This window comes from Geodermatophilus sp. SYSU D00815 (assembly GCF_054050035.1).
On the sequence record NZ_JBJGYO010000004.1, the window covers coordinates 220081 to 238347 of the forward strand.

Consider the following 18267-nt stretch of genomic DNA (forward strand, 5'->3'; position numbering starts at 1 on the left):
TCGCGCGCGTCGGGGCTGCGCACGGCGCCGGCATCTGGTAGGAAGAGGCCCGGGAAGGGGCGGTCTGGGGAAGAGGCCGCCCCTTCCTGCTGTCTCAGACGCCGACCTCCGCCGCCACCTCCGGGTGCTCCGCGGCGTCCACCGCCTCCTCGGCGGCCGGCAGGTCGATCTCCCGGTCCCCGTGCTCGGAGAGCGTGATCGTCACCTCGAAGTCCTGGTCGGGCAGCGGCGTCACGTACTGCAGGAGCAGGTCGTCGGACGCCGACACCGCCACCGTCTGGCCGCCGGACAGGCCGAAGAGCGAGACCAGGTGGCCGTCGATGGACCGCTGCCCCTGCCACGTGTAGTCGCCGGACAGGAAGGCGCGGGGGTCGTCACCGGCCCGGGCCGAGAGGTTGAGCACGAGCTGGGCGAGGACGTCGACGAGCGAGGCGGCCCCGCCGGCGGACGTGGTGGCCATCGGCCGGCGGACGTAGGCGGCCTCGGGCAGCCCGCGGCCGGCGAGCGCCTCCGAGAGGCCCGGGACGTCGCCGAACCAGATCTCCTCCGGGGTGAAGAACAGCGTGCGCGTCTCGTCGGGACGCCCGTCCTCGTAGGTGGTCACCGCCTGCGCCCGGCCGATCGAGCGCACGAAGTCGATCTCCCCGGTGAGCGTGAGCACCGCGCCCTCGGCGTAGGGCGCCGTCTCCACGAAGTCGGCGCCGCCGTGCTCGAAGTTCTGGTGCAGCAGCTCGGCGAGGACGTCGGCCTCCTCGCGGGTGATCTCGTCACCGGGGGTGCGCTCGGCGGACGACCCGCCGGTGCAGCCGGTCAGCAGGGCCAGCACCAGTCCCAGGGCGAGCAGGAGCGATCGGGAGCGGGACGGCATGCCGCCAGGGTAGGCAGCCGCGCTGCGCCCCTCCGAACGCCACCGGGCCCATCCCCGGAGGGATGGGCCCGGTGACAGAGGACCTACCTGGCCCCACCCCTCGCAGGCTCGCGGCGGGACCCTGCAGGAAGCCTCAGCGCTCGACCTCGCCGCGGATGAACGCCTCCACGAGGTCGCGGGCCTCGCTGTCGGAGTACTGCTCCGGCGGGCTCTTCATGAAGTAGGACGACGCCGACAGGATCGGGCCGCCGATGCCGCGGTCCTTGGCGATCTTGGCGGCGCGGATGGCGTCGATGATGATCCCGGCCGAGTTCGGGGAGTCCCAGACCTCGAGCTTGTACTCCAGGTTCAGCGGGACGTCGCCGAAGGCGCGGCCCTCGAGGCGGACGTAGGCCCACTTGCGGTCGGACAGCCACGGCACGTGGTCCGACGGGCCGATGTGCACGTTGCCCTGGCCCATGTCGCGGTGCACCTGGCTGGTCACCGACTGGGTCTTGGAGATCTTCTTGGACTCCAGCCGCTCCCGCTCGAGCATGTTCTTGAAGTCCATGTTGCCGCCGACGTTGAGCTGCATCGTGCGGTCGAGCTGCACGCCGCGGTCCTCGAACAGCTTGGCCAGCACCCGGTGGGTGATGGTCGCGCCCACCTGGCTCTTGATGTCGTCGCCCACGATCGGCACGCCGGCGGCGGTGAACCTGTCCGCCCACTCCTTGGTGCCGGCGATGAACACCGGCAGCGCGTTGACGAACGCGACGCCGGCGTCGAGCGCGGCCTGGGCGTAGAACTCGGTCGCCTGCTGCGAGCCCACGGGCAGGTAGCAGACGAGCACGTCGGCGCCCGACTCCCGCAGCGCGGCGACGACGTCCACCGGCTCCTCGTCGGACTCCTCGATGGTCTCGCGGTAGTACTTGCCGAGGCCGTCGAGGGTGGTGCCGCGCTGCACGGGCACGCCCAGCGGCGGGACGTCGCAGATCTTGATCGTGTTGTTCTCGCTCGCCACGATCGCCGCCGACAGGTCCTGGCCGACCTTCTTCGCGTCGACGTCGAACGCGGCCACGAACTCCACGTCGGAGACGTGGTACTCGCCGAAGCGGACGTGCATCAGGCCGGGGACCGACGTCGTCTCGTCGGCGTCCCGGTAGTAGTGGACGCCCTGCACGAGCGACGCGGCGCAGTTGCCCACGCCGACGATGGCGACCTTGACGCTTCCCATGGGTGCTCCTCACTTCTCGGACCGGGAGGTCCGGGACACGGACCGGGGGCGGTCCACTCGGCTTGCGGTGGGTGGGTTCAGGTGGTGCCGGCGGGCGGATCCGCGGGGGGATCCGCGGACCGTTCGTGCGGTGGTCCACCAGCGGGGCCGGTCGAGCCGCGCCGCTCGCTGTCGATGAGCTCGGACAGCCAGCGGACCTCGCGGTCCACCGAGTCCAGCCCGTGGCGCTGCAGTTCGAGGGTGTAGCGGTCCAGCCGCTCCCGGGTGCGGGCGAGCGAGGCCCGCAGCCCCTCGCGCTGACGCTCGACCGTGCGCCGGCGACCCTCCAGGATCCGCAGCCGGGCGTCGGCCGCGGTGTGCCGGAAGAAGGCGAGGCGCACGCCGAACAGGCCGCCGTCGTCGTAGACCTCCGGGCCGGTCTGGGTGACCAGCTCGTGGAAGCGCTCCTTGCCCTCGGCGGTGATCGTGTAGACGACCTTGCCGCGGCGGCCGGTCAGCGGTGGGGCGTCGGCGGGCAGCAGCGCCTTGCGGTCCGGCTCGGCGGTGGTGATGTACCCCGCGGCGTGCAGGCGCTTGAGCGCGGGGTAGAGCGAGCCGAACGAGATCGAGCGCAGGCCGCCCAGCAGCTGGGCCAGCTCCTTGCGCAGCTCGTAGCCGTGCATCGGGGACTGCTGGAGCAGGCCGAGGATGGCGAACTCGAGCACGTCGCCTCCCCACCGCTGTCGTCACGATCGATGTATCGGGACGATACATCGGCTGTCCAACGGCAGCTGAACGGGAGGGAAAGCCCCCGGCCGGCCGGGACGCGGTGATCCGCCGCGGGGTGGCGGGCGTGCGTACCCTGACCTCCGTGCCCGGACGTCGATCCGTCGTGGACTACTCGCTGCAGCGGCGAGCCGTCCTCGCCGACGTCTACGCCGGGCGCACCGGGTTGTTCGAGGTGTGCGACGCCAGTCCCTACCTCTCCCGCGCGGCCAGGTACCACGGTGAGAAGACCGACATCGCCTGCCCGGTGTGCCGCAGGGAGCGGCTCACCATGGTGAACTACGTCTACGGCGAGCACCTCGGACCCACGGCCGGGCAGGCCAAGACCGAGGTCGAGCTGGCCCGGATGGACGCCGCGCAGGAGGAGTTCTCCGTCTACACCGTCGAGGTGTGCCGGGGCTGCGGGTGGAACCACCTGGACTGCTCGTACGTCCTCGGTGCCGAGCCCGAGCCCGGCCGCCAGCCGCGCAGGAGGCGCCGGGCAGCCACCGACTAGGTGCGCCCCCCGGGGACCGGGGCCGGGTCACGCCGGACCCTTCCGTCACACGCGTCGCGTGACGCGTGCGGTCATCGCGCGTTGTCCCCGTGAATCACAGCTGAAGACGTCACGCTTCGACCGGGGACCACCCCCGGTTCCTTCCGAGAGTCTGAGAGGGGCTCCTTCGTGCCTTCCCACGACGAGACCTCGCCGGTCGCGCCGCGCGCCGGCTCGGTGCGTCGGCCACCGCCGGCCCGTACCCGCAGCACGGGCGGCGGCGGAGGGGGCCGCACCGGAGGCGGCTCCGGCCGCGGGTCCACCGGTGGCGACGGCCGGCCGCGCCGGCCGGCTCCCGCCGGCAGCGGCCGCGGCAGGACGACGGCCGCCCGCCAGCCGGCCGCCGGCGCCGGGGGTGGCGGCTCGCGCCCGCCCGGCTCGCGGCCCCCCGGTGGCCGCGCCACCGGAGGTGGGCCCGGCGGCCCGAAGGGCAAGCCGCCGCGGTCGAAGAAGCAGAAGCGCCGCCGCCGGCTCAAGATCGCGCTGGGCGCGCTGCTCGGCCTGTTCGTGCTGCTCGGGGTCTTCGTCGGCGTCGTCTACGCCAGCACCGACGTCCCCGACCCGAACTCGGTGCAGAACGCGCAGACGACGGTCATCTACTACGGCGACGGCACCACCGAGATGGCCCGCCTCGGCGACGAGAACCGCACCAACGTCAAGCTCGAGCAGGTGTCGGAGGCGGCCCGCAACGCGGTGCTGGCCGCCGAGAACCGCAGCTTCTACTCCGACCCCGGCATCTCGTTCACCGGCATCGTCCGGGCCGCCTGGAACAACCTCACCGGCGGTTCCACCCAGGGCGGGTCGACGATCACGCAGCAGTACGTGAAGAAGGCCTTCCTCACCGACGAGCAGACCTTCAGCCGCAAGTTCCAGGAGCTGTTCCTGGCGATCAAGCTCGACAACAACTACTCGAAGAACGAGATCTTCGAGAACTACCTCAACACCATCTACTTCGGCCGCGGCGCCTACGGCATCGAGGCCGCCGCCAACACCTACTTCGGCGTCCCGGCGTCGCAGCTGACCGCGCAGCAGGGCGCCGTCCTGGCCGTGCTGATCCGCAGCCCCTCGCGGCTGGACCCCGAGAACGACCCGCAGGGTGCGCAGGAGCGCTGGGACCGGGTGCTCGACGCGATGGTCGAGGAGGGCTGGCTCTCCGCCGAGGAGCGCACCGCCTCCGCCTACCCGCCGGTGCTGCCCCGGGCCACCGCCACCCTGGGCATCCCCACCGGCCCGGAGGGCCTGGTCGTCTCGCAGGTGATCGCCGAGCTCGAGGCCCGCGGCTACCCGGAGGAGCAGATCCGGGCCGGCGGCCTGCGGATCACCACCACGATCGACCCGCGCCTGCAGAACGCCGCCGTGGCCGCGGTCGGCGACGTCATGGCGGGGGAGCCGGAGAACCTGCGGCAGGCCCTGGTGTCGGTCGACCCCAAGTCGGGCGCGGTGCGGGCCTACTACGGCGGCCCGATCGGGGCCGGCGAGGGCGCGATCGACTACGCGCAGGCCCGCCGGCAGCCGGGGTCGTCGATGAAGCCGTACGTGCTCGCGACCGCTCTGGAGCGGGGCATCAGCGTGGACGCCCGCCGCGACGGCAGCTCGCCGCAGACCTTCCCCGACCGCGAGGCGCCGGTGCGCAACTCCGGTGGCGTCTCCTGCCCGGCGTGCACGCTCAAGGAGGCCATCACCCGGTCGCTGAACACGACGTTCTACGGCCTGGCCTACGAGGTGGGCCCGGACAGCGTGCGCGAGCTGGCGCTGCGGGCCACCGGCATGCCGGAGACCTGGCCGGACAACGGCGGCCTCCTCGACGGCGCGCGCACCCTCTCGGCCCCGCAGACGGGGACCACCGGTTCGTCGATCGGGATCGGCGAGTACGAGATGCGCCCGATCGACCAGGCGGTCGGCTTCGCCACGTTCGCCAACGGCGGGGTCCACCACGCGCCGTTCTTCGTCGCCCGGGTGACCGACAACGAGGGCGCCCTGCTGCTGGAGAACACCGGCGACGCCGGCGACCAGGCCGTGCCGGCCGACGTCGCCAACGACGTCACCTTCGGCATCGAGGGGGTCGCCCAGTACTCCGACCGCGAGCTCGCCGGTGGCCGTCCGGTGGCGTCGAAGACGGGTACGCAGGGCCTGGACGCCGAGAACAACTCCGACGCCTGGATGGTCGGCTACACGCCGTCGCTGTCGACCGCGGTCTGGATGGGCAGCGACTCGCTCCAGCCGATCGTCGACTCGCGCGGCCGGATCATCTACGGCGCCGGCCTGCCGGGCCAGATCTGGCAGGAGTTCATGAACACCGCCCTGGAGGGCACCCCGGAGGAGCCGCTGCCGACGAAGGCGCGGATCAGCGGCGACACCGGGGAGGGCGTGCCTGCGCCGACCACCAGCGCGGCCCCGACGTCGTCGGCCCCTGCCCCGACGACCTCGGCGCCGGCGCCGACGACGACGGCGGCGCCCACCACCCCCACCACCACCGCCCCGACGGAGCCGACCGTCCCCGCGGGGCCGGGCGGCGGTGGCGGTGAGGAGGAGGACGGCGGCGACACGGAGCAGGGCGGCGTGCCCGTGCCGAGCCTCCCCGGTCAGGGTCCGCCGAACGGCTGAGCCGGCGCGGCAGACTGGGGCCGTGACGAAGCCCCCCTCGGAGAGCACCCCCACGGACCCCTCGGCCCCCGCGGCCGAGGGGTCCGTGGCGTCCGGGGGGTCGCCGGCGTGGCCCGACCGCGTGGTGCCGACGTGGTCGGACCCGGTGGCCGCCCAGGCGAGCGAGGCGATCGGCGGCCCGTGGGGCCGGCACGCCGTCACCGGCCGGGCGCTGTTCTGGACCCCGCTGCGGGTCTGCCTGCTGTTCACCACGCTCGTCCTGGCGCTGGCCTGGACCAAGCAGGCCCCGTGCGCGAGCGGGAACTGGGCGGGCTGGGTCCAGTACACGCACTTCTGCTACTCCGACGCCGTCCCGCTCTACGCGCTGCGCGGTCTGGACACCGGCGAGGTGCCCTACCTCGACTCCGCCGTCGAGTACCCGGTGCTGACCGGCGGCCTGATGGCGCTCGCCGCCGGGATCGCGCGCGGCTACGACGGCCTGGCCGGCTCCTTCGGGCTGCTGCCCGAGGTCCCCCCGGTGCAGAGCTACTACGTCGTGACCTGCCTGCTGCTGTCGGCCTGCGCGCTGCTGGTCACCCGGGCGGTGCTCGGGCTGGCCGGCCGGCGCCCCTGGGACGCCGCGATGGTCGGCCTCTCCCCCCTGCTGTTCGTGCACGCGTTCACCAACTGGGACCTGCTGGCCGTCGCGCTCGCCACGCTGGGCATGTGGGCGTGGGCCCGGTCGCGCCCGGTGCTGGCCGGCCTGCTCATCGGGCTCGGCGTCGCGGCGAAGCTGTACCCGGTCCTGCTGCTCGCGGTGCTGTTCCTGCTGTGCCTGCGCGCCGGCGCGTTGCGGACCTGGCTGCGCGCGGCGGTGGCGGCGGGGGCCGCGTGGCTCGTCGTCAACCTGCCGATCGCGTTGCTGGCGCCGGCCAACTGGGCGCGGTTCTTCACGCTCAACGGCAGCCGGCCGGCCGACCCGGACACCGTCTGGAACCTGCTGCTGGCCGCGACCGACCACCGGATCCTCGGCGGTGCGCCCGCCGACGGGCAGGCGCCGACCGTGCTCAACGCCGTCGTCGCCGTGGGTCTGGTCCTCCTGCTGGCGGGCACGGCGTGGCTGACCCTGGCCGCGCCGGTGCGGCCGCGGGTGGCGCAGCTGGCCTTCCTGCTGGTCGCCGGGTTCCTGCTGCTCAACAAGGTGTGGAGCCCGCAGTACTCGCTGTGGCTGCTGCCCCTGGCCGTGCTCGCCCGCCCCAGGTGGCGCTCGCTGCTGCTGTGGCAGGCGACCGAGGCGCTGCTGTGGGTGCCGCGGCTGCTCTGGTACCTCGGCACCGACAACAAGGGGGTCGAGGTCGAGTGGTTCTACCTCGCGGTGGGCCTCCGCGACGTCGCCGTGGTCGTCCTGATGTGCCTGGTGGTGCGCGACGTCCTGCGGCCCGACGAGGACGTCGTCCGGTGGTCGTGGCCGGGCACCGACGACCCGGCCGGCGGGGTGCTGGACCACGCCCCCGACCGGGTCGTCCTGCGCCGGCGGGTGTCAGCGGCCTAGGGCCTGCCTGAGCACCTCGATCTCCTCGGCGTGGGCAGCCGCGTCACCGGGGGTCTCGAGGACGACGGGGCAGCCGGCGGAGCGGGCCACCTCGACCAGCAGCTCGGTCGGGATCTCCCCCTCGGACAGCGGGGCGTGCCGGTCGCGGCTGGAGCCGGCCGGGTCCCGGCTGTTGTTCAGGTGCACGAGGTCGAGCCGGCCGGTGATCCGCCGGACGTCCTCCACGGCCGTGGCGAGGTCCCAGCCGGCGGCCCAGGCGTGGCAGGTGTCGAGCACGAAGCCGGCCCCGAACTCGCCCACCGCCTCCCACAGCCGGTCGATCGCGTCGAGGTCGCGGGCCATGGCGTTGCCCCCGCCGGCGGTGTTCTCGATGAGGACGGGCAGCGGGAAGCCGCCGTCCTCGGCCTGCCGGGCGAAGGTCTTGCGCCAGTTGTCCACGCCCGCCGCGGGGTCGTCCTTGGCCAGCACGTGGCCGCCGTGCACCACCATCGCCGCCGCGCCGACCGCGGCCGCCGCGGCGGCGTGCTGGCCGAGCAGCTTGCGGCTGGGGATGCGGATCCGGTTGTTCGTCGTCGCGACGTTGAGCACGTAGGGCGCGTGGACGACGACGAACACGTCGCTGTCGCGCAGGGCCCCGGCGTCCGGCCGCGGCTCGGGTGCCTTCCACCCCTGCGGGTCGGCGAGGAAGACCTGCACCCCGTCGGCGTCCATCTCGGCCGCCCGCGCGAGCGGGCCGCCGTCGAGCAGCTCGTCCTCCTCGGTCAGTCCGGGTCCGACGTGTACGCCGATCGGGTGCATCGCCACGGGGAGCGACCCTAGTTCCGGCCGATCGCGGGTTCGCGCGTAACCGGGCTCACACATCATCGTTCTGCCAGCGTGACGAGGGTTACCCGCTGGTAGCGGGGGTCGCGGCAGGCGCGGCGCGGACGTGGAGGTGCGGAGCAGATGGCAACCGGTCGGATCCGGCGCAGCGCCCGGCGGGGCATCGTCGTCCTCGTGCTCGCCTGGCTGGCCGCGGTGGTCGCCGCGATCGCCCTCGCCCCCGGTGCCGGCGCGGCGCCGAGCACGACGGTGCAGATCAGGACGCTGACGCCGCCCGTCGCGAGCGTCGACGCGGGCGGCACCGTCACGTTCGTCAACCAGGTGGCCACCTACGACACCGGCGTCACCCTCCCGCTGGTCGGCGGCGTGACCGCGACCGTCCACACCGACGTCGCGGTGACCTTCTCCGGCGAGAAGCGGACGCTGCAGCACGGGCAGCAGACCTCGTGGACGTTCCCGTCGACCACGGCGGGCACGATCACCTACACCTACCGGATCGTGCCCGCGGCGGGCCTGGCCGTGAACCTGCTCGACCAGGTGGTCGGCGCGGTCGCGGCGACCCTGCCGCCGCTGCCGGCGCCGGTCCCCTACGTCGTCCAGACCCTGGTGCCGCTGCCGGACCTGCCCAGCACCAACCTGCCCGACCCGCCCGAGGTCGACGTCGCGGTGCCGGTCCTGCCGTCGCTGCCGGCGGCGCCGCCGGGCGGCCCGGCGGTCCTGCCCACCACCCCGACGACCCCGACGCCGGGCGGCCCGCCGCAGGGCGCCCCGGGCAGCCAGTACACCTACGACACCGGCGCCGGCGCCCCGCAGATGGCGCCCGTCGACACGGCCGCCGCGGCCGCCTTCGACCCGTCCCGGTCCACCGCCTGGGGCGCGGGGGCGGGCGCCTCCGGCACACCCGGCGGCTCGGGTGCCAGCGGGTTCGCCGGCACCTACGACGGCGCCTCCGTGCCGGTCTTCGGCCAGCTGGCCGGCCTGGACGGCGGCGCCCTGGAGGAGGTCGACGACGCGGTGGCGGCTCCCGGGTCCGGCGCGGCCGCGAGCCTGCCGGTGCCGGCGCTGGCCGCGGTGGTCGCGCTCGCCGCCGTGACCGCCGCGCTGGTCCGCACCCAGCAGGCCGCCCGGGCGGTGAAGGAGGCGCACCGCTGCCGGTGACGGAGCCCCTCCTCCCCGGCGACGGTCCGCCCCCCGGTCGGCGGACGGGGAGCGCTGGAGCGCTGGTAGCCTTGTCCGCGCGCGTTCCGGCGGCTGCCGGGGCGCGCGACGCGTGTACGACCCTCCTGCTGCAGACCGACTGCAGCCGCCCAGACCAGAGGAGGTGGGGTTCTCCGTGCGTCACTACGAACTGATGGTCATCCTCGACCCCGACCTGGAGGAGCGCACGATCGCGCCCTCCCTCGACCGGTTCCTGACGGTCGTCACCAAGGCGGGTGGCACCGTGAAGACCGAGATCTGGGGCCGTCGCCGCATGGCCTACGAGATCAAGAAGCACGTCGAGGGCATCTACGCCGTCATCGACATCCAGGCCGAGCCCGCCGCCGTGGCCGAGCTCGACCGGCAGCTCAACCTGAACGAGTCGGTCCTGCGCACGAAGCTGCTCCGGCCCGAGGTCCACTGAGCATGGCCGGCGAGACCGTCATCACCGTGATCGGCAACCTCACCGCCGATCCGGAGCTGCGCTTCACGCCGTCGGGCGCCGCCGTCGCCAACTTCACCGTGGCCTCCACGCCGCGGACCTTCGACCGCCAGTCGCAGGAGTGGAAGGACGGCGAGGCGCTGTTCCTCCGCTGCAACGTCTGGCGCCAGGCGGCGGAGAACGTCGCCGAGTCCCTGACCCGCGGCTCGCGGGTCATCGTGACCGGCCGGCTCAAGCAGCGCTCGTTCGAGACCAAGGAAGGCGAGAAGCGCACCGTCATCGAGCTGGAGGTCGACGAGATCGGCCCCTCGCTCCGGTACGCCACGGCCAAGGTCACCCGCGCCTCGCGCGGTGAGGGTGGCGGCGGCTTCGGCGGCGGTGGTGGCGGCTTCGGCGGCGGGGGCGGTGGCGGTGCCGGCGACCCGTGGTCGACGCCCGCCGGCCCGTCCGACGAGCCGCCCTTCTGAGAAAGGACCCCGCTGCCCCCACGCCTCGCTCCGCTCGGCGCGGGCCCCTGCAGCGGGGCCACACACCTCTCGTACTGATTTCTGGAGACTCCGGTGCCCAAGCCACCCGTTCGCAAGCCCAAGAAGAAGGTCTGCCAGTTCTGCAAGGACAAGGCGACCTACATCGACTACAAGGACACGGCCCTGCTGCGGAAGTTCATCTCCGACCGCGGCAAGATCCGTGCCCGCCGCGTGAGCGGCAACTGCAGCCAGCACCAGCGGGACGTCGCCACGGCGGTCAAGAACAGCCGTGAGATGGCCCTGCTGCCCTACACCTCCACGGCGCGCTGACCATGAGCACGATGAAGCTGATCCTCACGCAGGAGGTCACCGGGCTCGGCAGCTCCGGTGACACCGTCGAGGTCAAGGGCGGTTACGGCCGCAACTACCTCCTGCCGCGCGGCCTGGCCATCAAGGCCACCCGCGGGGCCGAGAAGCAGGTGGAGGCCCTGCGCCGGGCGCGTGCCGCCCGCGACGTGCGCTCCCTCGAGGAGGCCCAGGCCATCGCCGGGCGGCTGGGCAACCTGACCGTCCGCGTGCCGGCGCGCGCCGGCGCCGAGGGCCGGCTGTTCGGCCGGGTCACCACCGCCGACGTCGCCGCCGCGGTCACCGCCGCCGGCGGCCCGGAGCTCGACCGTCGCCGGATCGAGCTGCCGAGCAGCATCAAGACGACCGGCCAGCACACCGTCACCGTGCGGGTGCACCCGGAGGTCACCGCCTCGCTGGTGATCGACGTCGTCGCCGCCTGAGAGCAGGGCCCTGCGCGGGCCCGCCCACCGCCCGAGGGGCGTCGGACTCCGGTCCGGCGCCCCTCGCGGCGTTCCCGGGGCCGCCCGAGCGGGCCCGGCGCCGAGAAGGCGGTGCGGGCACGGGTCGTCGGCGCGTCGTCGCGCGTCCCGGGCACGGATCGCCTCCTCGACGTCCGCGGGCCCCGTTCCGGGTGGTCCGGGCGGCTGTGGACGGTGGGACTCCTGCGCCCCGACGGACGGCGGCCGCGACACGCCGGGGGGCGACGCGCAGGTATTTCCCGACTTTCTCCCGTCCACAGGCGGTGCACGGCCTTCGCGCAGGTGGCGCCGGGGAAGACGGCGGGTGTCCGGCGGCTGTCCCGACGCCTCTCCACATGTCGACATGCGTCCGTCCACCGACTTGTCCACAAGTTGTGCAGAAAGACGTCCCCACCGGTGTTGGACTGGTCCGTCCGCGATTCCTAACGTCTCTCTCGCTCACCGCCCGGCCGGAACTTGTCGGTCCCCGGCGGTAGAACTGGCCCGAACAGACGTTCGAGCCACGCGTGTCGCGTCCTGGTGCTTCCCCCACCAGACCCCGGCCATCGGCCGGGGTCTGTTCGCGGGTGCGCAGAGAGTAGATGGAGGGGTTCGGCGTGGCAGTCGCCGACGAGTTCAGCCGGCCGGTGCCTTCGGCACCCGAGTACGACCGCCAGCCGCCGCAGGACGTCGCGGCCGAGCAGTCGGTGCTCGGCGGCATGCTGCTGAGCAAGGACGCGATCGCCGACGTCGTGGAGGTCCTCCACGGCAACGACTTCTACCGCCCGGCCCACCAGGTCATCTACGACACGATCCTCGACCTCTACGGCCGCGGTGAGCCGGCCGACGCGATCACCGTCGCCGCCGAGCTCAACCGCACCGACCAGCTGTCCAAGATGGGCGGCGCGGTCTACCTGCACACGCTGATCCAGTCCACGCCCACGGCCGCCAACGCCGGCTACTACGCCCAGATCGTGGCCGAGCAGGCCACCCTGCGCCGGCTCGTCGAGGCCGGCACCCGCGTCGTGCAGCTCGGGTACGGCGCGGCCGGCGGGCGCGGCGACGTCGACGACATCGTCGACCGGGCGCAGCAGGAGATCTACGAGGTCACCGAGAAGCGGATGAGCGAGGACTACTCGCGCCTCGAGGACATCCTGCAGCCGACGATGGACGAGCTCGACGCGATCGCCTCGCGCGGCGGCGTCAGCCGCGGCGTCCCCACGGGCATCCGCGACCTCGACGAGCTCACGAACGGCCTGCAGGCGGGCCAGATGGTCGTCATCGCGGCGAGGCCGGGTGTCGGCAAGGCGCTGGCCCTCGACACCCCCATCGCCACGCCGACCGGGTGGACGACGATGGGCGAGGTCCGCGTCGGCGACCGGGTCATGGGTTCCGACGGCCGGCCGACGACGGTCGTCGCCGCCACCGAGGTGATGACCGGCCGCCCCTGCTACGAGGTGCACTTCTCCGACGGTTCGGTCATCGTCGCCGACGCCCAGCACCAGTGGCTCACGGAGACCCGCGCCAGCCGCAGGTCCGCCCAGGCGGCGGCCACCGGCTACAACCGCTGCCGCAGCCAGGGCACGTTCGCCGCGGTCCGCACGACCGAGGAGATCGCCGCCACGGTGCGGTGCGCCACCAAGGACGCGCGGCTCAACCACTCGGTGACGAACGCCGGGCCCTTGACCCTGCCCGAGGCCGACCTCCTCGTCCCGCCGTACGCCCTCGGGGTCTGGCTGGGTGACGGGACGTCGGCCGCTGCCCAGTACACGAGCGCAGACCCCGAGATCGCCGCCTACATCGAGGCCGAGGGTCTCGTGGTCGTCCCCACGGACGTCGACGGCCGCTACGCGCTCCGCCTGCCGCAGCGGCCGGGGCCGGTCGAGCGCCCCTGCCCCGTGTGCGGTCGTTCGTTCGTCGCGAAGACCTCCCAGCTGCAGACGTGCGGCAAGGCCTGCGGTGGGGCGTTGCGCGCCGGCGCCGGAGTCGGACGCCAGGCGTCCTGCTCCGACTGCGGAGGACCGTCGTCCGGGATGGCGCAGTGCCAGCCCTGCCGGGACGACCACGGCACGGTCCAGGCGCTTCTCCGCAAGCTCGGCGTGCTCGGGGACAAGCACATCCCGACGCGGTACCTGCGCGCATCCGTCGCGCAGCGCCGGGCGCTGCTCGCCGGGTTGCTGGACACCGGCGGCACGGTCGCGCCGAGCGGAGTGGTCCAGCTCGCGGTGACCAGCCGGCGCCTGGCCGAGGATGCCCGTGAGCTGGTCGCGAGCCTGGGCTACCGCGTGCGGATGAGCACGGAGCGCGTACGTGGTCGCTCGGAGAGCTCGTCGACCTGCTACACGCTCACGTTCAGCACCGACGACGAGGTCTTCGTGCTCGAGCGCAAGAAGCTCCTGCACAAGGAGCGGGGCGCCCGGACATTCACCGCCCGCGGGTCGCGCTTCATCACCGAGGTGCGGCCCATCCCCAGCGTGCCGGTGCGCTGCATCCAGGTCGACGCCGAGGACCACCTGTTCCTGGCCGGCCGCAGCTTCATCCCGACGCACAACTCGACGCTGGGTCTCGACATCGCGCGGTCAGCCGCGATCAAGAACCACCAGGCGACCGTGATCTTCTCGCTCGAGATGAGCAAGCACGAGATCACCATGCGTCTGCTCTCCGCGGAGGCGAAGGTGCCGCTGCACCACATGCGCGCCGGCACGCTGTCCGACGAGGACTGGTCCAAGCTCGCGCGCCGCATGGGCGAGGTCGCCGACGCGCCCCTCTACATCGACGACTCGCCGAACATGACGATGATGGAGATCCGCGCCAAGGCGCGGCGGCTCAAGCAGCGAAACGACCTCAAACTGGTCGTCATCGACTACCTGCAGCTCATGACCTCCGGGAAGAAGGTCGAGAGCCGCCAGCAGGAAGTCTCGGAGTTCTCCCGCGCTCTCAAGCTCCTGGCCAAGGAGTTGGAGGTCCCGGTCATCGCGATGAGTCAGCTGAATCGTGGCTCCGAACAGCGCCAGGACAAAAAGCCAATGCTGTCCGACCTCCGCGAATCGGGTTCGATCGAACAAGATGCGGACATGGTCATGATGATCCACAGAGAAGACATGTACGAGAAGGAATCCCCGCGCGCCGGGGAAGCGGACATCATGCTGGTGAAGCACCGGAATGGTCCGACGGCGAACGTCACCGTCGCCTTCCAGGGTCATTACAGCCGCTTCGTGGACATGGCCAACTGACCTCTCGCCACCGGCAACGGCGCCCCGCCCGGCCCGGCCGGGGCGCCGTTCGCGTCCTCGGCCGGAGCGGCCTCAGCCCCGCAGGGCCGCCGTGAGCTTGCGCATCGCCGACGCGGCGCTGTCGCTCACCGTCGGTCGCAGGACGGCGAGGCTCGACATCAGCGCCGCGGCCTCCGGCAGGTCCAGCTCGACCGCGACCGCGCTGCGCGACAGGGGCAGCGAGACCCCGCCGCCCCGGCCCTGGTGGGTCATCAGCGGCACGCCGCCGCCCTGCAGCCGCTCGACGTCGCGGGCCACCGTCCGCTCGGACACCCCGAGGTCGCGTGCCAGCTCCGCCAGCTGGACGCGCGCACCGCGGCGGGCGTGCAGCCGCTCGATCAGCGCCTGCTGCCGCTCCACCCGCCGCAGCGCCAGGTGGCCGTCCCGCGACGCCGCCGCCAGCCGCACCCGCGCGCATCCACGACCTGCCCGGTAAGCCGACACCGGCGTGTCCGGTTCCGCCCCTAGCGTCGCCGGCATGAGCAGTCCCGAGACCCCGGGGCCTTCTTCGACCGCTACGCCGCCGCGTTGCTCGCCCGCGACGAGCAGGCGGTCGCCGGCATGTACGCCGTCCCGTCGCTCATCCTCTGCCCCGGCAACGCCGTCGCGGTCAGCGATCGAGGCCAGACCGAGCAGTTCTTCGCGTCCTCCTGGGACCAGTACGACGGCGTGGACGACGTCCGCCAGGAGGTCGAGGTCGAGGTCGTGGCCGAGGCGCCGGGGAGCACCTGGGCCGACGTGACCTGGATCCACGGCGGGGAGCCCCGGGAGCGGTTCTGCTACCAGCTCGTCCCGGGCGCCGACGGCCTGCGGATCGCCGTCCTCACGCCGCTGCCGCTGCCCGGTCAGGCCCGCTGACGCTCCTCCACGCCTCGACCGGGGTGCCACGACCGGATCACCAGCTTGTCGCGCGCCTCGTTGAGCCCGGTCCACACCACCTCGTGCAGGTCCAGGTGGAACACGTGCGCGCCGTCGCGGTCGGGCTCCGCGACGGCGACGCCGGCCACCTTGGCCTCGCCCGGCCAGTCGGCCCCGCCCTCGCCCGGCTCGGACGTCGGGCTGTGCAGCGCCAGCCGCGGGTCGCGCTGCAGGTCCCTCGCCTTCACCGCTCCGGGCATCGACCCCAGCCGGAGGTGCCCGTCGTCGCCGAACTCCACCTCGGTCCCGCTGATCCGCGGTGACCCGTCGGCCCGCAGCGTCGCCATGGTCGCGTGCTTGCCGCGGGTGAACGCCGCCCGGACCTGGGCGGCCAGCTCCGCCGCCTCCTTCTCCACCTCTGCCCAGCTCGCCATGCCGGGCAGTGTGCCGCCGGACACCGACAGAAGTCAGCGGCAGCGGTCAGCAGCCGGCGGGTCAGCCGGCGCAGGACTGTCACACCCGCCTGGGACGGTGTCGGCACGGGATCCACGGCGACCTCGCACGCGTCGTCCAGGCGGCGCACAGCTCGGTCCCGCAGTCTCGGATCACGCGGCTCCCCCGAGCCGGTGCGACCAGGAGGTGACCATGCACGAGGACGACGCCCAGCAGACCGCGTGGCGCGAGCGCATCGGCACGCACGCGTGGGTGCGTTCCCCCGAGCCGGTCGACCTGCGGCACGACTCGCTGGCGACCGCGATCGCCCGCCGCCGCGCCCGGCGCCGCCGCCCCTGATCCGGACGGCGCGAGGTCCGGTCCCGGACCGTCGGCCTCGCGCCGCCCGTGTGCCACGTGAAACGTCAGGCCGGCCGCAGCACCGCGACCAGGAACCCCGACTCCCCCGGGAACGGCCGCAGGTCCCAGGTCGACAGCAGCAGGTCCGGCGCCCAGCCGGCGGCGGCCGCGTCGGCGAGGAACTCGTCGAAGTCGTAGCCCCGGCCGCCGCCGAACCCGATCGCCGCCCGCCCCGACGGGGCCACGTGCGCCCGCAGCCGCCGCAGCACCTCCCGCCGCGTGCTCGGCGCCAGGAACGTCATCACGTTGCCCGCGCAGACGATCCCGTCGAAGTCGGCCGGGATGCCCCGCGCCGGCAGGTCGAGCTCGGCCAGGTCCCCCACCAGCCACGTGGGACCGGGGTGGTCCTCCTCGGCGGCCGCGACGAGCACGGGGTCGACGTCCACCCCGACCACCTCGTGGCCCGCCTCGTGCAGGAAGGCCCCCACCCGCCCGGGGCCGCAGCCGGCGTCGAGGACCCGCGCCGCGCGCGGCACCAGCGCGTCCACCAGCCGCGCCTCGCCGCCCAGGTCGGCCCCGGCCGCGGCCATGTCGCGGAACCGCTGGACGTAGGCGGCCGAGTGGCCCGGGTCCTGCTGGGTGATGCGCACCCACGTGCTGATCTCCGTCACGATCCCTCCTCGTCGCCGGGCCCTACCCGCCAGTCCGGCGGATCTCCCGGGTGCAGTGCGGGATCGTCCGCCGGCAGGGTCCGCACCGGTCCCGGCGGGGTGCGCGGGCCCTCGAACCGCACCGTCACCCGGCCCAGCCCGCGCCCCCAGACCCAGCCCGGCCCCAGCTCGTCGTGCCGCACGTCCTGCCCCGGCCACCAGCGGCGGTCCGCCGGCGCCGGCTCCTCGGCGGTCTCCGGCTCCTCGGCGGCTGGCTCGTCGACGTCGACGCCGTCCGGCTCGTCCGACGCGAACAGGTCACCCTGCGCGTACACCGACAGCCCGGAGACCCCCACGCCCAGCAGCCGCAGCCCGCCGCCGGTGCCGGTCTCGGCCAGCAGCCGCCGCGCGATCGAGGCGATGGTCCGCGGGTCGTCCGTCGGCTGCGGCAGCGTGAGCGAGCGGGTCAGCGTCGTGAAGTCGTAGCGGCGCAGCTTCAGCGTCACCGTCCGCCCCGAGTACGCCGACGCCCGCAACCGCTCCCCCACCCGCGCGGCCATGGTGTCGATCTCGCGCCCGAGCACGGCCAGGTCGGTCAGGTCCCGCTCGAAGGTCTCCTCGTGCGACACCGACTTGACCTCCCGGTCGGCCACCACGGGGCGGTCGTCCTCCGCCCGCGCCAGCGCGTGCAGGCCCGCGCCGTGCGCCCGCCCCACCAGCGCGACGAGGTCGGCGAGCGACTTGGCGGCCAGGTCGCCGACCGTGCGCACGCCGACCGTCCGCAGCCGCTCCTCCGTGGCCGGACCCACGCCGCCCAGCCGGTTCACCGGCAGGGGGTGCAGCACCTCCAGCTCCGTCCCCGGGGCGACGACGACCAGCCCGTCCGGCTTGTCCAGGTCGGAGCCCAGCTTCGCCATGAGCTTCGAGGTCCCCACGCCGACCGAGCCGGTGACCCCGCCGGTGGCCGCCGCGATCCGCTCCTTGAGGTCGCGGGCCAGCGCCGTCACGCCGGCCACCGACAGGTCGTGCCCGCGGCCGGCGGCCAGGTCGACGTACGCCTCGTCCAGCGACACCGGCTCGACGAGCGGCGAGAGCTCGCGTAGCAGGTCCATGACCACCTCGGAGGTGCGCCGGTAGGCACCGAAGCGGCCGCCGAGGAACGCCGTCCCCGGCGGGCACCGCCGGCGCGCCTCCGCCGTCGACATCGCCGACCGCGCCCCGTACGCCCGCGCCTCGTAGGACGCCGTCGCCACCACCCCGCGGCCGCCGACCCCGCCGACCACCACCGGCCGGCCGCGCAGCGACGGCTTGTCCCGCTGCTCCACGGCGGCGTAGAAGGCGTCCAGGTCCAGGTGCAGGACGCTCGCCTCCCGCCGCACGTCCCGCACCTCCCGATCGACCCGACCCCTCGATCATCCCCGCACCCGCCGACGGCACGGGCCACC

At 73.8% G+C, this 18267-nt stretch carries 19 protein-coding genes; 11 read left to right on the forward strand and 8 right to left on the reverse strand.

Annotated features, from left to right (window positions below):
- Positions 1-94: 94 nt before the first annotated feature.
- The 3 genes from ACI78S_RS07115 to ACI78S_RS07125 all read right to left on the reverse strand — a co-directional run bounded on the left by ACI78S_RS07115 (position 95) and on the right by ACI78S_RS07125 (position 2785).
- On the reverse strand, positions 95-868 hold the full coding sequence (locus ACI78S_RS07115; RefSeq protein WP_456971603.1) for a hypothetical protein: 774 nt from the start codon (positions 866-868) through the stop codon (positions 95-97).
- Between the two features lie 133 nt (positions 869-1001).
- Positions 1002-2081, reverse strand: coding sequence for an inositol-3-phosphate synthase (locus ACI78S_RS07120; protein ID WP_456971605.1), 1080 nt, complete (start codon positions 2079-2081; stop codon positions 1002-1004).
- Positions 2082-2158: 77 nt separating this feature from the next.
- Positions 2159-2785, reverse strand: coding sequence for a PadR family transcriptional regulator (locus ACI78S_RS07125; RefSeq protein ID WP_456971607.1), 627 nt, complete (start codon positions 2783-2785; stop codon positions 2159-2161).
- 146 nt (positions 2786-2931) lie between these two features.
- On the opposite strand from ACI78S_RS07125, the gene ACI78S_RS07130 reads away from it, so the two are divergent.
- From ACI78S_RS07130 to ACI78S_RS07140, 3 genes are all read left to right on the forward strand, one after another.
- Positions 2932-3342, forward strand: coding sequence for a DUF5318 family protein (locus ACI78S_RS07130; RefSeq protein ID WP_456971609.1), 411 nt, complete (start codon positions 2932-2934; stop codon positions 3340-3342).
- A gap of 168 nt (positions 3343-3510) precedes the next feature.
- The gene (locus ACI78S_RS07135; protein ID WP_456971611.1) at positions 3511-5985 is read left to right on the forward strand and encodes a transglycosylase domain-containing protein; all 2475 of its coding nucleotides are present in this window, start codon (positions 3511-3513) and stop codon (positions 5983-5985) included.
- Between the two features lie 22 nt (positions 5986-6007).
- Positions 6008-7516 carry a glycosyltransferase family 87 protein gene (locus ACI78S_RS07140; RefSeq protein ID WP_456971613.1) on the forward strand — a complete coding sequence of 503 codons (1509 nt, stop codon included), beginning with the start codon at positions 6008-6010 and terminating at the stop codon, positions 7514-7516.
- On the opposite strand, the gene ACI78S_RS07145 is transcribed toward ACI78S_RS07140, so the two are convergent.
- Complete coding sequence (locus tag ACI78S_RS07145) at positions 7505-8314, reverse strand: deoxyribonuclease IV (protein ID WP_456971702.1); 810 nt, start codon at positions 8312-8314, stop codon at positions 7505-7507. The two genes, ACI78S_RS07140 and ACI78S_RS07145, sit on opposite strands and share 12 nt — an antisense overlap.
- A gap of 147 nt (positions 8315-8461) precedes the next feature.
- Between ACI78S_RS07145 and ACI78S_RS07150 the strand changes: the two genes are divergently transcribed.
- The 6 genes from ACI78S_RS07150 (at position 8462) to dnaB (ending at position 14483) form a co-directional block, all read left to right on the forward strand.
- The gene (locus tag ACI78S_RS07150) at positions 8462-9496 is read left to right on the forward strand and encodes a hypothetical protein (RefSeq protein WP_456971615.1); all 1035 of its coding nucleotides are present in this window, start codon (positions 8462-8464) and stop codon (positions 9494-9496) included.
- A 175-nt stretch (positions 9497-9671) separates the two neighbouring features.
- The gene (gene rpsF, locus ACI78S_RS07155; RefSeq protein WP_456971617.1) at positions 9672-9959 is read left to right on the forward strand and encodes a 30S ribosomal protein S6; all 288 of its coding nucleotides are present in this window, start codon (positions 9672-9674) and stop codon (positions 9957-9959) included.
- 2 nt (positions 9960-9961) lie between these two features.
- Positions 9962-10444 (forward strand): single-stranded DNA-binding protein, encoded by a 483-nt coding sequence (locus ACI78S_RS07160; RefSeq protein ID WP_456971619.1) that lies wholly within the window; start codon positions 9962-9964, stop codon positions 10442-10444.
- 93 nt (positions 10445-10537) lie between these two features.
- Entirely contained in the window at positions 10538-10774 is a 237-nt protein-coding gene (rpsR, locus tag ACI78S_RS07165; protein ID WP_179716001.1) for a 30S ribosomal protein S18, read from the forward strand.
- A gap of 11 nt (positions 10775-10785) precedes the next feature.
- Positions 10786-11232: a 50S ribosomal protein L9 gene (gene rplI / locus ACI78S_RS07170; protein WP_456971621.1), complete on the forward strand. Its 447-nt coding sequence runs from the start codon at positions 10786-10788 to the stop codon at positions 11230-11232.
- Between the two features lie 635 nt (positions 11233-11867).
- Positions 11868-14483, forward strand: coding sequence for a replicative DNA helicase (dnaB, locus tag ACI78S_RS07175; protein ID WP_456971623.1), 2616 nt, complete (start codon positions 11868-11870; stop codon positions 14481-14483).
- A 72-nt stretch (positions 14484-14555) separates the two neighbouring features.
- On the opposite strand, the gene ACI78S_RS07180 is transcribed toward dnaB, so the two are convergent.
- Positions 14556-14930 (reverse strand): helix-turn-helix transcriptional regulator, encoded by a 375-nt coding sequence (locus ACI78S_RS07180; RefSeq protein ID WP_456971625.1) that lies wholly within the window; start codon positions 14928-14930, stop codon positions 14556-14558.
- A gap of 120 nt (positions 14931-15050) precedes the next feature.
- Here ACI78S_RS07180 and ACI78S_RS07185 point away from each other — a divergent pair, with 120 nt between their 5' ends.
- A complete protein-coding gene (locus tag ACI78S_RS07185; protein WP_456971627.1) occupies positions 15051-15380 on the forward strand; it encodes a hypothetical protein in 330 nt (109 codons plus the stop codon).
- On the opposite strand, the gene ACI78S_RS07190 is transcribed toward ACI78S_RS07185, so the two are convergent.
- Positions 15368-15814 carry a pyridoxamine 5'-phosphate oxidase family protein gene (locus ACI78S_RS07190; RefSeq protein ID WP_456971629.1) on the reverse strand — a complete coding sequence of 149 codons (447 nt, stop codon included), beginning with the start codon at positions 15812-15814 and terminating at the stop codon, positions 15368-15370. The two genes, ACI78S_RS07185 and ACI78S_RS07190, sit on opposite strands and share 13 nt — an antisense overlap.
- 211 nt (positions 15815-16025) lie before the next feature.
- Between ACI78S_RS07190 and ACI78S_RS07195 the strand changes: the two genes are divergently transcribed.
- Entirely contained in the window at positions 16026-16172 is a 147-nt protein-coding gene (locus tag ACI78S_RS07195) for a hypothetical protein (protein ID WP_456971631.1), read from the forward strand.
- 65 nt (positions 16173-16237) lie between these two features.
- Here ACI78S_RS07195 and ACI78S_RS07200 read toward each other — a convergent pair whose 3' ends face one another.
- Positions 16238-16843 carry a class I SAM-dependent methyltransferase gene (locus ACI78S_RS07200; RefSeq protein ID WP_456971633.1) on the reverse strand — a complete coding sequence of 202 codons (606 nt, stop codon included), beginning with the start codon at positions 16841-16843 and terminating at the stop codon, positions 16238-16240.
- Positions 16840-18201, reverse strand: a complete 1362-nt coding sequence (locus ACI78S_RS07205; protein ID WP_456971635.1) for a DNA polymerase IV — start codon at positions 18199-18201, stop codon at positions 16840-16842. The genes ACI78S_RS07200 and ACI78S_RS07205 overlap by 4 nt, the downstream gene beginning before the upstream one ends.
- Positions 18202-18267: the final 66 nt, after the last annotated feature.

What these genes read in the sequence shown, in the direction of transcription:
- ACI78S_RS07115 (WP_456971603.1), bottom strand. Translation starts at nt 868, where the DNA reads ATGCCGTCCCGCTCCCGATCGCTCCTGCTCGCCCTGGGACTGGTGCTG.
- ACI78S_RS07120 (WP_456971605.1), bottom strand. Translation starts at nt 2,081, where the DNA reads ATGGGAAGCGTCAAGGTCGCCATCGTCGGCGTGGGCAACTGCGCCGCG.
- ACI78S_RS07145 (WP_456971702.1), bottom strand. Translation starts at nt 8,314, where the DNA reads ATGCACCCGATCGGCGTACACGTCGGACCCGGACTGACCGAGGAGGAC.
- ACI78S_RS07150 (WP_456971615.1), top strand. Translation starts at nt 8,462, where the DNA reads ATGGCAACCGGTCGGATCCGGCGCAGCGCCCGGCGGGGCATCGTCGTC.
- ACI78S_RS07160 (WP_456971619.1), top strand. Translation starts at nt 9,962, where the DNA reads ATGGCCGGCGAGACCGTCATCACCGTGATCGGCAACCTCACCGCCGAT.
- rplI (WP_456971621.1), top strand. Translation starts at nt 10,786, where the DNA reads ATGAAGCTGATCCTCACGCAGGAGGTCACCGGGCTCGGCAGCTCCGGT.
- ACI78S_RS07190 (WP_456971629.1), bottom strand. Translation starts at nt 15,814, where the DNA reads ATGGCGAGCTGGGCAGAGGTGGAGAAGGAGGCGGCGGAGCTGGCCGCC.
- ACI78S_RS07195 (WP_456971631.1), top strand. Translation starts at nt 16,026, where the DNA reads ATGCACGAGGACGACGCCCAGCAGACCGCGTGGCGCGAGCGCATCGGC.